Here is a 13583-nt window from a genome sequence, read left to right on the forward strand (position 1 = left end):
ACCGCAGGGCGACGGAGCTCGTGGCGTGGACCGTGTCGCGAAGTGCTCTGGAGACCGAAAAACAATTTCAGTCCAGGTCAGGCGGGCTCCGAAACTGCGCGGCTCGGACCCGACGCGCCGAAGGCCGATGCGCGGCCGGATTTCGGCCCGCGTCCCTCACCCGCCGGCATCGGCAGGGGGGGAGCCCCGCCCGCGGCGTCCTCGTCCGGCCGAACGGCAACGGGCCGGACGCCATCGCGCCCGGCCCGCCGGTCCCTCGTCGTATCGGGCGGACCGGGACCGAAGCCCCGGGCCGGCTCAGGCCATCGCCTCGCTGCGCAGCCGCTCGTAGTCGGTCTTCGGCAGCGGCACCGCGCGGGGCTGGCCGAGATCCTTCATCGGGATGCGGTAGGTCTCCCGGGCGCTGAAGGCCGCGACCGCCGACACCGCCGTGACCGCTAGGGTGATGGCGCCGATGGTGAGCGGGATGTTGGTCGAGCCGGGGGGCGCCACGGTGGCGAACAGGGCCGGCAGCATCGCCGTGATGGCGGTGCCGACGTTCTGCGAGATCGCCATCGCGGAGACGCGGGTGCGGGTCGGGAACAGCTCCGGGTAGAAGCTCGGGAAGACCGCATTGTAGCCCTGGTAGACGACGCCCCACATCAGCAGCGACATCACGATCGCCAGCGGCACGTTGGCGACGCTGATCGCGTAGAGGTAGCCGAAGGACAGGAGTCCGGAGCCGAGCGCCCCGACGATGATCGGCGGGCGGCGGCCGATCTTGTCCGACAGGTTGCCGACATACGGGATCACCACGACCGCCAGGATGTTCCCGAGCACCGGGATCCACAGGTAGACGTCCTTGTGGAAGCCGATGCCGTAGGCCGCCTGGACCGCGTAGGCCGCGCCGAAGATGGTGGTGACCACCGGGATCACGTTCATCAGCGCCATGCACACCACCCGCAGCATGTCGGCCCAGGAGGTGGCGAAGGCCTCGACGACCGGCGCGCGGGCGACCGCGCCCTGGCTCTCCTCGGCGGCGAAGGCCGGGGTCTCCTCGACCTCGCGGCGGATGATGTAGCCGGCGATGATGACGAGGAAGCTCAGCAGGAACGGGATGCGCCAGCCCCAGGCGTTGAACGCCTCGGTCGGCATGTAGTGGGCGAGCGGCAGGAACACCGCGGCGGCCAGGATCTGGCCGGCCTGGACGCCCTGCAGGGTGAAGCTGGCGAAGAAGCCGCGGCGGCCGAACGGCGCGTGCTCCATGGTCATCGAGCTCGCCCCCGAGATCTCGCCGGCGACGGCGAAGCCCTGGATCAGCCGCAGGATGACGAGCAGGATCGGGGCGAGGATGCCGACCTGGCTGTAGGTCGGCAGGAGCCCGACCGCGATGGTCGAGAAGCCCATCAGGAACATGCACACGATGAGCACGTGCTTGCGCCCGTGGGTGTCGCCCCAGTGGCCGAGCACGAAGGCGCCGATCGGCCGGCTGACATAGCCGACGCCGTAGGTGGCGAGCGACGCCACGATCGCCACGGTCGGGTTGTTCGACGGGAAGAACAGCTGCGGGAAGACCAGCGAGGCCGCCGTCGCGTAGATGAAGAAGTCGTAGTATTCCAGCGCCGAGCCGATCCAGCCGCTGGCGGCGGCCTTCTTCGATTGCTGGCGGTCGTGGACCTGTCCTGCCGGTGCTGCGCTCATCGGGTGTTCCTCCAGGGTTCGATCGGATCGATGCCGCCTTCGGGAGCCGGGCGGCCTTGGATCGGGTCGGGTGTCAGCTTGGTTTGTCTTCGAGGGTACGCTGGCGAATGGCGTAAAGTAAATTTCAATCGAAAACCGTGGCGCGCAATTCCATATCCGGCGCGGAAACGCAAGGGTACGGCCGAGCTTGCGCCGTGCTCCCGCCGCCGGATGTCAGGCGGCGAGGGGCGCCACGGCGCGGTCGAAGGCCCGCTCCATCGCGGCGGCCGGCGCCTCGCGGCCGGTGAACAGCGCGAAGGCGTCGAGGGCCTGGTGGATGGCGAGCTCGCGCCCGGTCATCGTGCGGGCGCCGATCCGCTTCGCCGCGGTCAGGAGCGGCGTCCAGAGCGGGGAATAGACGGCATCGGCCACCCACATCCCGGGGCGCAGCAGCGACAGGGGGACGGGGGAGCCGCGATCCGGCAGCATGCCGACCGGGGTGCCGTTGACGAGGCCCGTCGCGCCCGCGACCGCCTCCTCGATGTCCCGGCACACCCGCACCGCGGCGTGGCCCCGGAGGGCGGCCGCCACCGCCTCGGCCTTGGCCGGGTCGGCATCGACCATCCGGATCTCGAGCCCGGGGAAGCGGGCGAGCGCCACCGCGACCGCCTTGCCGACGCCGCCGGCGCCGATCAGCGCCACCGGGCCCTCCGGCGTCGGCCCGAAGGCCTGCACGAGGGCGCGGGCAAAGCCCGTCGTGTCGGTGTTGTGGCCGGTGAGCCGTCCGTCCCGGACCACGATCGTGTTGACGGCGCCGATCGCGCGCGCGCCCGGCGACAGGGCGTCGAGGAAGGGCAGGACCCGTTCCTTGTAGGGGAAGGTGACGTTGACGCCCGAGAAGCCGATCGGGGCGAGGGCGGACAAGAGGCCGCGCAGCTGCGTGTCGTCGGCGTTCGCCACGTCGATGAGCTGGTAATGAGCCCGCAGGCCGACCGCTTCGGCGGCGGCCTCGTGCATCGCCGGCGAGGCGGAATGGGCGATCGGCGATCCGATCAGCCCGAGCAGGATCGGTCTAGCCTGTGCGTGAGCCATGGTGCGGCGGCCCCTCGTTCTCGTGCCCGCCCGTGGCGAGCGCTCCCTGAACCGCACATTACCGCCTTCCTGCCCTTATCCTGAGTACCAAGTTGAGCGTCGTTCGTAACATCGTGTTACGGTCTCGGATGGTCGTGGCGCTGCCCGATCGGCTGGCTGGGCGACAGCCCCCGGACCGCCCCTTCGGACGAAGAGCGCGCGACCGCGGCGGGCGCTGACGCCCGCTTTCCGGCTCCCATGTCACAAAAGCCCGCGCGAAGCCGTGCGATGTCACGCCCGGGTCTCGCGCCGGGCGGCACCCATCGAGTTCCGCGGAAGCCCGACCCTCATGCTCCTCACCAGGATCGCCACCTTCCTCATCGGTCGGGCGGAACGGCGCGTCGGTGTCGGTTTCGACTACGTGCGCAGGATCGCGCAGATCGATCTCGGCCTGCTCGGGCGGTACAACAAGATCTTCGGATTCCTCGACCCCAACACCAAGGTGCCGGCTCCGGCGTATCACGTCGCCCGGCTCCGCGGTGCCGTCGCGGCGGATTGCGGCACGTGCGTCGAGGCGGAGATCAACCTTGCCTTGCGTGCAGGGGTCGACGTCGCCTTCGTCGACCGGATCGTGTCCGGGGATTATCGGGATCTTCCCGTCGGGATCGCCGCCGTCGCGACCCTGGCGGACGCGGTCGCCGGGCGTCGCGACGATGCGCCGGAGGCGCGCGAGCGCGTCAGGCAGGCCTACGGTGAGGCCGGCCTGATCGAGATCGCATTCGCCATGAACGGCGCCGCCTTGTTGCCGGGGATCAAGCGCGCGATGGGATTCGTCACCGCCTGCGATCTCGACATCCTGCGCAAGCAGGTGCGGCGCCCGGGCGACCCCACCCCGCGCCCCTCCTGATCCACCGGTCCGGGTGGTCGGGCCCGGCCGCGTGTCATACGAAATCTGACGCATTGCTTCGCAATGCGGATTTCGTATCACGGCTCGGGTCGCACCTGCCCGGGCCGCGCCATCTCCTCGCGCAGGAAGGTCACGAAGCTTCCCGCGAACATGCTGAGCGCGGTGCCGGCCTTCCGGGCGATCCAGGTCTCGAAGACCGGCGCCTCCTCGATCGGCAGCACCCGGATGCCCGGGAAGGCGTCGTACGCGATGGTGAACTGGTCGATCACCGCGATGCCGAGGCCCGCCCGCACCAGCGAGCACACCGTCGAGCCGAACCGTGCCCGGATCGTGATGCCGTAGGACAGGCCGCGCTTGCGGAAGATGTCCGACATGATCCGCCCGTAGGGGTCGTTCGGGTCGATGCCGATCAGGGGATGGCGCACGATCTCGGCGGCCGCGATCGAGGACCGCGCGGCGAGCGGATGGTCGAGCGGCACGATGCAGAACAGGCCGCCGCGGGCCAGCGGCTCGAAGGTCAGGGCCGGGTGGTCGAGGCGGTAGCTCATCGCCACCACCTCGCCCTTGCCGAGCAGCAGGTAGTCGATCGCCTCCTCGAGCTTGAGGATGTTGATGTCGATGACGAGGTGCGGATAGGCCGCCCGCACCCGCTCGATGGCGCGCGGCACCATCACGTGCGAGATCGACGGCACCGAGCCGATCAGCAGGTCCTGGCCCGCCCCGCCCTGCGTCCGTTCCAGCACGAAGCGCAGGTCCTCGACCTTGTCGAAGACCGCGTTGATCTGCGCGAAGACGTGGCGCGCCTGCTCCGACGGCACCAGCCGCCCGCCCCGCCGGTCGAACAGGCGGAAGCCGAGCGAGGTCTCGGTGTACTTCATCAGCCGGCTGATGCCCGGCGCCGAGACGTTGAGGAGCCGCGCCGCGCCGGCGATCGTCCCCGTCACCATCACGGCGCGGGCGACCTCGATCTGGCGCAGGGTCAGCATGGGCGGTCTCCGGAGCGGCGGCGTCGGACGAGATGTGCGGTCAAGTCCGGCCGCGAGGCAAATGCCGCCCGGCCCCCCTCCTCGCCGAGCAAGCCTCGCCGAGCGGCGGGGCGGTGCTACACGAGGGTCCCTCCGGCCCGCCTCTCCGAGGATCCGACCCCGATGCGCGTCCTCTTCGTCCACCAGAACTTCCCGGGCCAGTACCGCCACGTCGCCCCGGCGCTCGCCGCGCGGCCCGGGACCGAGGTGGTGGCGCTCGGCATCAACCCGGCGCCCGCCCTGCCGGGCGTGCGTCACCTGCGCTACGCGGTGCCCGGCCGCTCCACCGCCGGCATCCATCCGCTGGCGGCGAGCTTCGAGACCGCGACCCTGCGGGGCGAGGCGGCGGCGCGGGCCGGCCTGGCGCTCAAGGCCGAGGGCTTCGCGCCGGACGTCATCTGCGGCCATTCGGGCTGGGGCGAGACCCTGTTCCTCAAGGACGTCTGGCCGGGCGCCCGGCTCCTGACCTTCGCGGAGTTCTTCTACGCCGCGACCGGCGCCGATTCCGGCTTCGATCCGGAATTCCCGCCCGCCGAGGGCGATGCCTGGCGCACCCGCGCCCGCAATGCCGGGCAGCTCGTCGCCTTCGAGGCCTCCGACCGGCTGGTCAGCCCCACCGCCTGGCAGGCGAGCCGCATCCCCGCCGCCTTCCGCGACCGCCTCAGCATCATCCACGACGGCATCGACACCGACCTCCTGCGGCCGGATCCGGGGGCGCGCATCACGCTCGGCCGCGACCGCCTGTCCCTCGGGGCCGGGGACGAGGTCGTCACCTTCGTCAACCGCAACCTCGAGCCCTATCGCGGCTACCACAGCTTCATGCGGGCCCTGCCGGAGATCCTGCGCCGGCGGCCGAGGGCCCGGGCGGTGATCGTCGGCGGCAGCGACACCAGCTACGGCGCGCGGCCTCCGGCGGGCCGCGCATCTCATCATCGGACCTGGCGCGACATCTTCCTCGACGAGGTGAAGGCGGACCTCGACCTGTCGCGGGTGCACTTCGTCGGCAAGATTCCCTACCGCGACTACGTCGACCTGCTGCGGATCTCGGCGGTCCACGTCTACCTGACCTACCCGTTCGTCCTGTCCTGGTCGATGCTGGAGGCGATGGCGCTGGGCGCCTGCGTCGTCGGCTCGGCGACGCCGCCGGTCGAGGAGGTGATCCGGGATCGCCGGAACGGAATCCTGGTCGATTTCTTCTCGGCGGCCGCGATCGCCGAGGCGGTGGTCGCGGCGCTGGCCGATCCCGGCACCGTCGCCCCGTTGCGGGCGGCGGCGCGGCAGACCGCCCTCGCCTACGACCTCCGGCGGGTCTGCCTGCCGGCGCATCTGCGCCTGATCGATGAGGTCGCCGCAGGGCGCGGCGCCTGATCCGGCCGCGCCGCCGCCCGGGGATTTCCGAGCGCGCGACAAGCGAGAGGACGAATGTCTCGCCCGCTCAGCAAATGTTAGCTCCCGCCGCGCTACGCTTCCGGGACGAAGAGGGGAGGGGCTCCACGATGCCGCCGAGCATGCACGCCGTCGCGGAGGCGCCGGCCGCGGGAATCCCGCTCTCCGAGCTGCTCGGTGCGCTGAGCCACGCCCTCGACCTCACGGAGGGGCAGCCGCCCGGCCATTGCGTCCGCGCCACCTGGATCGGCATGCATGTCGGCCGCGAGATGGGGCTGGCGCCCGACCGGCTCTGGGAGCTCTACTACACGGTGATGCTGAAGGATCTCGGCTGTTCCAGCAACGCCGCTCGGATCTGCGAGCTGTACCTGTCCGACGACATCGGCTTCAAGCGCGACTTCAAGACGGTGAGCGACAGCCTGCCCCAGGTGCTCGGCTTCGTCTTCTCGCATACCGGGCTCAAGGCGGGCCTCGCCGAGCGCTTCCGGGCGGTCCTCAACATCCTGCAGAACGGCGGCGAGATCGTCGACGACCTGATCCAGACCCGCTGCCAGCGCGGGGCCGCGATCGCCGCGCGGCTGCGCTTTCCCCCGAGCGTCTGCGCGGCGATCCACGCCCTCGACGAGCACTGGAACGGCAAGGGCCGGCCCGACCGCCGCGCCGGGGCCGACATCCCGCTCTACGCCCGCATCGCGCTGCTGGCCCAGGTCGTCGACGTGTTCCACACCAGCGCCGGCCCGGCGGCGGCGCTCGCCGAGGCGCGGGCCCGGGCCGGATCCTGGTTCGACCCCGATGCGGTCGCGGCCCTCGACCGGGCGGCGCAAGGCCCCGGCTTCTGGGAGATCCTGGCCTCCGAGGCGGTGACCGACGCGGTCGCGGGGCTGGAGCCGGCGCGGGCCGGCCTCGTCGTCGACGAGGACTACCTCGACGACATCGCCCGGGCCTTCGCCCAGGTGATCGACGCCAAGAGCCCGTTCACCTCCGGCCATTCCGAGCGGGTCGCGGTCTATGCCGACATGATCGCGGCGGAACTCGGCTACGCGCCCGAGCGCCGGCGCTGGCTGCGCCGGGCGGCGCTCCTGCACGACGTCGGCAAGCTCGGGGTCTCGAACGCGATCCTCGACAAGCCGGCCAAGCTCGACGAGGCCGAGTGGCAGGCGATGCGCAACCACGCCTTCCTGTCGGAGACGATCCTCGCCCGCGTCGCCGCCTTCCACGCCATCGCGCGGATCGGCGGGGCGCATCACGAGCGCCTCGACGGCAAGGGCTACCCCCGCGGCCTGGCGGGCGAGGCCATCGCGCCGGAGACCCGGATCGTCTCGGTCGCCGACGTGTTCGATGCGCTGACCGCCCATCGCCCCTACCGCGCCGCGATGCCGGTCCCGAAGGCGCTCGCCATCATGCGCGAGGAGGTCGGCACCGCCTTCGACCCGGCCTGCTTCGCGGCCCTGGAGCGGGTGGTCGCCGGCCTCGACGGCGACCTGTCCCGGGCGGCCTGACGGCCGCCCTCCGATCATCCGAGCCGGCCTGACGGCCGCCCACTTCTCCCCGAGCGCGGCCTGACGGCCGCCCCGCCCATCACTCGATCGAGGCGGTGGCCTCGACCACTTCGCGCGCCCGGACCGGCGTCACCGTCACCGCGTCGCCGGTGCGGGTAATCGTGACCGCGCGGGGCGCGGCGCCGGCCTCGCGCGGGGTCGAGACCGTGACGCTCTGGCCGGGAGCCAGCACCGCCTCGAACCGCGAGGCGGGGGCGGCGGCCCGGGGGGCCAGGGTCACGACCACCCGGTAGCCGGCGGGCTCGGGCGCGTAGTAGGCCACCCCGGCGAGCGGGCCGAGATCGAGGCTTGCCGCCCCGGCCCGCGGGATCTCGCCGGCCCCGGCGGCGGTGGAAGCGGTCGCCAGCAGGATCGTACTCAGGAACATCGTGCGAAAGGTCGTCATCGTCGTCGTCCCGTCCGTGGCGGGGCCTGCTGGCCCCGCATCCATGGACACACTGTGCGCTGCAGTGCAGCATGGATCAAACAGATCGTATCGATAATGACTATTGATCATATCGATCTATCCCGGATCGACCTCAACCTGCTGGTCGCCCTCGACGCGCTCCTCGCCGAGCGCAGCGTGACCCGGGCGGCCTCCCGCATCGGCATCGGCCAATCGGCGATGAGCTCGGCGCTCGCGCGCCTGCGGCTCCTGTTCGGGGACGAGCTCCTGACCCGCGCCCCCGAGGGGATGCGGCCGACGCCGCGGGCGCTGGCGCTCGCCGAGCCGGTGCGGGCGCTGCTGCGGCAGGTCCAGGTGCTGGTGCGCCGCGACGAGGCCTTCGATCCGCGCACGGTGGTGCGGACCTTCACGATCAGCCTGCCCGACAGCACCGAGGTGCTGCTGGGACCGCGCCTCCTGGCCTATCTGCGCCGCGAGGCGCCGGGGGTCAGCCTGCTCCTGCGCAGCATCGACCGGGCCCACATCCTGCAGGAGATCGACGCCGACCGGGTCGACCTCGCCATCGACCTATCGTTCCACGGCCAGATGCACCACACGCAGCGCCTGCTCTACCGCGACAGCTACGTCTGCCTGTTCAACGCCGAGCTGGTCGGGCTCGCCCCGCCGATCTCGCTCGACGACTACCTCCGCTTCCCCCACGTGCTGACGAGCCTGCGCGAGACCGCCCACGGGGTCGTCGACGACGCGCTGGCCCGGCTCGGCCTCCGCCGCACCCTCGCGGTCACCTCGCCGCGCTTCCTGGCGGTGCCGTTCCTGGTGCGCAGCGCGCCGGTCCTCACCACCATGCATGCCCGCCTGGCGCACCTCTTCGCCGCGACCCTCGGGCTGACGGTGAGCCCCGCCCCCGTCGCCCTCGAGGACGTGGCGGTGGCGATGCTGTGGCACGCCTCCTACGACGACGACCCGGCCCATCGCTGGCTGCGCGACCTGCTGCGGCACCTGGCGGACGAGGCGCCGGCCTTTTCCTGAGCGCCGGGCCTGCCGGCGCCGCGACAAAGCCGCTATGCTCGTCCGCTCCATCACCTCACCGAACCGACCCTGGACCCTCATCCCGTGCGCCTGACCCAGATCACCCACCACGACCTCGACGGCTACGGCGCCGCGACCCTCGTCGCGGCCTATGCCGAGCCGGCGCGCATCGTGCACGTGCCGCGCTACGGCGATGTCGGTCCCGTGGTCGACGACGAGCTGAAGCGCTTGGGGAAAACCAAGGCGGCCGAGATGGTGCTCGTCACCGATCTCGGCATCGAGGAGCCGACGATCGCGTTCCTGCGCCGGTTCGCCGCCATGAACCGCAAGCGCGACCCGGAGGCGCCGCACCGGCTGGTCGTCCTCGACCACCACACCTCCTCGATCGACCAGATGCGCCGCCAGGGGCTGGAGCCGAGGACGGACGCCGACAACCCGCGCCTGTCGCGGTTCGACCTCGGCGACCCGTCGGTCACCGTGCTGGTCGACGAGGGGTCGAGCGCGACCCGGATGGTCGAGACCCACCGCGCCCTGTTCGCCACCCGCGAGCCCGATCCCGCCCGGGTCGAGGATCTGGCGCTGTTCGCGGCCTGCGTCGACGCCCTCGACCTGTGGCGCAAGGAGGATCCCCGCTTCCCCGGCGGCTTCGCCCTCGACGAGATCTTCTGGGACAATGTCGGCACCCTGGTGCCGGTCGGGCATCCGGCGCACGACCCCTTCGTCGCCCGCCTGCTGCTGGACGCGACCGCGCGCCTGCGGTCGGGCGCCACCCCGGCCGAGCTGGAGCGCGCCGTCCCGGCGATCCGCGGCGCCATCGTCGACGACCTGATGCGCGAGGCGCCCGACGACGACCCGGCCCTGACGACGCGCCAGCGCATGGCCCGGGCGCTCGCCCGCTCCGACGCGCTGTTCCACGCGCTGCCGGACGGCACGCTCCTGTCCTTCGCCCTCGACGCCGGCACCTACCAGCGGGTCTCCGACCTGGTGATGGCGAGCGGGCGCGCCAGGCGCCTCGTCAACGTGCAGCGCACCGGCACCCTGTCGTTCCGCTCGATCGACGGCACCGCCCTCGACGGCGCCCGCCTGTTCCGCGGCGGCGGCCACCAGGACGCCGCCGGCGGCAAGCTGCCGAGCGGCACCGCCTTCTCGCTCGCCGACGCCGTCGCCCAGGTCGAGCCGGTGCTGAACCCGCCGAAGGGCGCGGCGGTCGACAGCCCGTTCGCGGCCTTGAAGAACTGGAAGGGGTGAGGGGCGGGGAGGGGCTCCGGTTCGGCTGCCGGACCGGAACCCTCCCGCCCGACCTCCGCTGCGCCGGGGCCGGCTACGACCGCGGCGGGTCCAGCATCACCCAGAGCCGCGCGATCCGCCCGTCGACGATCTCGGCGGCATCCGTCCCGGTCACCGTGACCGGGCCGCCCTCCGGACCGGCCGTCCAGCGCAGGAGGCCGAGGCCGTGATGGCCGACCGCACGGTCCTGCGGGACGAACCGGAAGGTCGGCCCGAACTGATCGAGAAGCCGGCCCGCGACGTCCGCGACGGCCTGCCGCCCCCTGACGATGCCGGTCGGCTCGAACATCACCGGTTCGGCAGCGAAGAGTTCATCGAGGGCAGCCGCCCGCGCACCGGCATCGCGCTCGTTGAAGACGCGGGCGAGATTCGCGCGCAGCAGGCGGTCGTAATCGGGCTCGCCGTCCGCCGGGGCCGTCGTGGTGTCCGGCGTCGTGGCGTCCTGCATGGGGCCGCTCCTTCCGCGCGCGGAGATCACGCCGTCACGAAGGCGAGGATGTCGGCGTTCAGCACGTCGGCGTTCACCGTCAGCATGCCGTGGCTGAAGCCCGGATAGGTCTTGAGCGTGCCGCGGCGCAGGAGCTGCGCCGACATCCGGCCGCTGGCGTCGATCGGGACGATCTGGTCGTCCTCGCCGTGCAGCACCAGGGCCGGCACCGAGATGCTCCGCAGGTCCTCGGTCTGGTCGGTCTCCGAGAAGGCCCTGATGCCGTCGTGATGCGCCTTGGCGCCGCCCATCATGCCTTGGCGCCACCAGTTGCGGATCACGCCCTCGACAGGCTGCACACCCGGCCGGTTGAAGCCGTAGAACGGCCCGCTCGGGACATCGAGGAAGAACTGCGCCCGGTTGGCGGCGAGCGCCGCACGGAAGCCGTCGAAGACCGCGAGCGGCAGGCCGCCGGGATTGGCGTCGGTCTTGAGCATCAGGGGCGGGACGGCGCTGACCAGCACCGCCTTGGCGACCCGCCCCTGCGGCTCGCCGTGGCGCGCGACGTAGCGGGCGACCTCGCCGCCGCCGGTCGAATGCCCGACATGGATCACGTTCGTCAGGCCGAGCCGGTGCACGACGGCCGCGGCATCGGCGGCGTAGTGGTCCATGTCGTGGCCGTCCGAGACCTGCGACGAGCGGCCGTGGCCGCGTCGGTCGTGGGCCACGACCCGGTAGCCGGCCGCCGCGAAGAACAGCATCTGGGCGTCCCAGTCGTCGGACGAGAGCGGCCAGCCGTGATGGAACATGATCGCCGGGGCGTCCCGCGGGCCCCAGTCCTTGTAGAAGATCTGCACGCCGTCGCCGGTGGTGACGAAGCTCATCGGGGGGCTCTCCTGCCGCAGGGCGCCGGCCACGGGGCCGGCGGGCAAGATCTAACACACCGGAGTCGCCGGTGAGGAGCGCGGGGCGTGCCTGGGCTGGGCGCGTCAGTCCTTCTCGTCCGTCGCGTCCTCGTCCGTCGCGTCGTCCGCCGGGCCGTCCGCGCGATCCTCCGGTGATGCGTCCTGCGCACGGCCGTCCTCGCCCTCGGGCGTGCGCCGGAGCGGGGCCTGCGAGAAGGCGGGCTTCGCCGGCCGGTTCTTGCGGGCGTTCGCCGGGGCCGCGGTGTGGGTCGGCATCTCGGCGAGGCGGGCGATGCGCGCCTTGAATTCCTCGGTCGAGGGGCTCCGGGCTGAGCCGGTGATGAACATCTTGGCCATGGCTGGTCCTCCGACGGTGCGGATCACGGATCGGTCCGAGCGCGCGATATCCGCCGCCGGATCGACCTGGCGATGATGCGGGGAGGATGTGTCAGAGCCGGCGCCCGTTACGGTGGGCTACAAGATCCAAAAAAGCCAGCCACAGATCGACCGTTATACGATCGACGATTTTCGTGCCGCTGGCAAGGCGGCTTCTTCTTCGCTTTTGATAGGGTGCGCGGGGGTGTCGTCGACGCCCGGATGCGCGGCCGTGCGCTCCCTCCCGCACCGGGAGACCGGCGCGGCGGGAGCGCGGCGGATCGGCGGCGCGTCAGCGGCGGCGCGGATCGGCGGGGCGGAAGGCGCGCTCCACGGCCTGGGTCGCGCTGGCATAGGCCCGCTCCTCGCTGTCGTGCGGCCGGTCGGACCGCTCCAGCAGCTTGCCGTGCTTGCGGATCGCCCAGCCGAATTTTCCTTTCGGGCTGTTCAGCGGGGCCACCTCGATGGAGAAGGGATAGAATTCGTTGTCGCTCATCCGCGGATTTATGGCACGGAACACCGGGCGAGGACAGACCTCCCGGCCCCGCCAAGCCCGGCCCCGCCATACCCGGGTCGGCGGCTCGACGGGGCGGGCCGGCCCGTGCGATAGCCGGGGCGTAGCCGGCCTCCCGCGGAATGTCAGGGCCGTCGCTCCGGTCCTGCCGCGCCCCGATGACCGCTCCCGGTGCCGGCGGCGCGCCCGGGGACCGTGCCGGAACAAGACCTCGCCGACGGAGTCCGATCCTTGATCCCCTGGGTTCACCTCGATACCAGCGCCATCCCCGGCGAGACCGCCTCCCTGCGCCTGATGCGGCGCGGCGACGAGTTCGCGATCGTGGTCGACTCGATCGAGCTGATGAACAGCCGCCGCAGCGGCTCGGAGCGGGCCCTCGCCTCCCTGGCCTGCGCGCGGCTGCGCGACCGGCCGGCGCCGCGGGTGCTGATCGGCGGGCTCGGCATGGGCTTCACCCTGCGGGCCGCCCTCGCCGAGTTCGGGCCGCGGGCCGAGATCGTCGTCGCCGAGCTGATCCCCGCCGTCGTCGCCTGGGCCCGGGGCCCGCTCGCGCACCTGTTCGCCGGCAGCCTCGACGATCCGCGCGTGGCCCTGCACGAGACCGACGTCCACCACCTCATCGCGAAGGCCCCGGGCGCCTACGACGCCATCCTGCTCGACGTCGACAACGGCCCCGAGGGCCTGGTGCAGCAGACCAACGACCGCCTCTACGACGTCGCGGGCCTCGGCCGCGCCCACCGGGCGCTGCGGCCGGGCGGGCTGCTCGGCGTGTGGTCGGAGAGCCCCGACCGCAAGTTCAAGTCCCGCCTGCAGCGCGGCGGCTTCGCGGTCGAGGAGAACAAGGTGCGCTCGGCCGGCAGCGGCGGGCGGCACGTGGTGTGGATCGGCGAGAAGACGGCCGCGGCGCCCGGGCCCCGCGCCTAGGGCAGCGTCCGATCGCGGCGCAGCCGGACGCGGCTCCCGGACGCGGCTTCTCGGGGGCGGCGGCGCGAGCGCGGATCCAACGACGGATTGATTTGCACCGGCGTGGCCGGCATGCGAGCAATCGTGCAGG

The 13583-nt window shown here is 72.2% G+C and carries 14 protein-coding genes; 6 read left to right on the forward strand and 8 right to left on the reverse strand.

What is annotated here, in order from left to right:
* Window positions 1-297: 297 nt before the first annotated feature.
* Window positions 298-1680, reverse strand: a complete 1383-nt coding sequence (locus A5481_RS10295) for an MFS transporter (RefSeq protein WP_048432699.1) — start codon at window positions 1678-1680, stop codon at window positions 298-300.
* 213 nt (window positions 1681-1893) lie between these two features.
* Complete coding sequence (locus tag A5481_RS10300) at window positions 1894-2751, reverse strand: shikimate dehydrogenase (protein ID WP_048432698.1); 858 nt, start codon at window positions 2749-2751, stop codon at window positions 1894-1896.
* 328 nt (window positions 2752-3079) lie between these two features.
* Here A5481_RS10300 and A5481_RS10305 point away from each other — a divergent pair, with 328 nt between their 5' ends.
* Window positions 3080-3637, forward strand: coding sequence for a carboxymuconolactone decarboxylase family protein (locus A5481_RS10305; RefSeq protein WP_048432697.1), 558 nt, complete (start codon window positions 3080-3082; stop codon window positions 3635-3637).
* 77 nt (window positions 3638-3714) lie between these two features.
* Here A5481_RS10305 and A5481_RS10310 read toward each other — a convergent pair whose 3' ends face one another.
* Window positions 3715-4623 carry a LysR family transcriptional regulator gene (locus A5481_RS10310; RefSeq protein ID WP_048432696.1) on the reverse strand — a complete coding sequence of 303 codons (909 nt, stop codon included), beginning with the start codon at window positions 4621-4623 and terminating at the stop codon, window positions 3715-3717.
* Window positions 4624-4785: 162 nt separating this feature from the next.
* Between A5481_RS10310 and A5481_RS10315 the strand changes: the two genes are divergently transcribed.
* Both A5481_RS10315 and A5481_RS10320 read left to right on the forward strand, forming a co-directional pair.
* Complete coding sequence (locus A5481_RS10315) at window positions 4786-6030, forward strand: glycosyltransferase family 4 protein (RefSeq protein ID WP_048432695.1); 1245 nt, start codon at window positions 4786-4788, stop codon at window positions 6028-6030.
* A gap of 128 nt (window positions 6031-6158) precedes the next feature.
* A complete protein-coding gene (locus A5481_RS10320) occupies window positions 6159-7547 on the forward strand; it encodes an HD-GYP domain-containing protein (protein ID WP_197514167.1) in 1389 nt (462 codons plus the stop codon).
* A 79-nt stretch (window positions 7548-7626) separates the two neighbouring features.
* Here the strand turns inward: A5481_RS10320 and A5481_RS10325 are convergent, their stop codons facing one another.
* On the reverse strand, window positions 7627-7992 hold the full coding sequence (locus A5481_RS10325) for a hypothetical protein (RefSeq protein ID WP_048432694.1): 366 nt from the start codon (window positions 7990-7992) through the stop codon (window positions 7627-7629).
* Window positions 7993-8088: 96 nt separating this feature from the next.
* Between A5481_RS10325 and A5481_RS10330 the strand changes: the two genes are divergently transcribed.
* Both A5481_RS10330 and A5481_RS10335 read left to right on the forward strand, forming a co-directional pair.
* Window positions 8089-9021 carry a LysR family transcriptional regulator gene (locus tag A5481_RS10330; protein ID WP_048432693.1) on the forward strand — a complete coding sequence of 311 codons (933 nt, stop codon included), beginning with the start codon at window positions 8089-8091 and terminating at the stop codon, window positions 9019-9021.
* Between the two features lie 84 nt (window positions 9022-9105).
* On the forward strand, window positions 9106-10269 hold the full coding sequence (locus A5481_RS10335) for a hypothetical protein (RefSeq protein ID WP_048432692.1): 1164 nt from the start codon (window positions 9106-9108) through the stop codon (window positions 10267-10269).
* Window positions 10270-10342: 73 nt separating this feature from the next.
* On the opposite strand, the gene A5481_RS10340 is transcribed toward A5481_RS10335, so the two are convergent.
* From A5481_RS10340 to A5481_RS10355, 4 genes are all read right to left on the reverse strand, one after another.
* A complete protein-coding gene (locus tag A5481_RS10340) occupies window positions 10343-10756 on the reverse strand; it encodes a nuclear transport factor 2 family protein (RefSeq protein ID WP_048432691.1) in 414 nt (137 codons plus the stop codon).
* A 26-nt stretch (window positions 10757-10782) separates the two neighbouring features.
* Complete coding sequence (locus A5481_RS10345; protein ID WP_048432690.1) at window positions 10783-11619, reverse strand: alpha/beta fold hydrolase; 837 nt, start codon at window positions 11617-11619, stop codon at window positions 10783-10785.
* A gap of 105 nt (window positions 11620-11724) precedes the next feature.
* Window positions 11725-11997 carry a hypothetical protein gene (locus tag A5481_RS10350; RefSeq protein WP_048432689.1) on the reverse strand — a complete coding sequence of 91 codons (273 nt, stop codon included), beginning with the start codon at window positions 11995-11997 and terminating at the stop codon, window positions 11725-11727.
* Window positions 11998-12307: 310 nt separating this feature from the next.
* A complete protein-coding gene (locus A5481_RS10355; RefSeq protein WP_048432688.1) occupies window positions 12308-12511 on the reverse strand; it encodes a hypothetical protein in 204 nt (67 codons plus the stop codon).
* 249 nt (window positions 12512-12760) lie between these two features.
* On the opposite strand from A5481_RS10355, the gene A5481_RS10360 reads away from it, so the two are divergent.
* A complete protein-coding gene (locus tag A5481_RS10360) occupies window positions 12761-13453 on the forward strand; it encodes a spermidine synthase (RefSeq protein ID WP_048432687.1) in 693 nt (230 codons plus the stop codon).
* Window positions 13454-13583 lie beyond the last annotated feature (130 nt).

Origin of the sequence: Methylobacterium platani, assembly GCF_001653715.1 — a bacterium.
GTDB lineage: Bacteria > Pseudomonadota > Alphaproteobacteria > Rhizobiales > Beijerinckiaceae > Methylobacterium > Methylobacterium platani.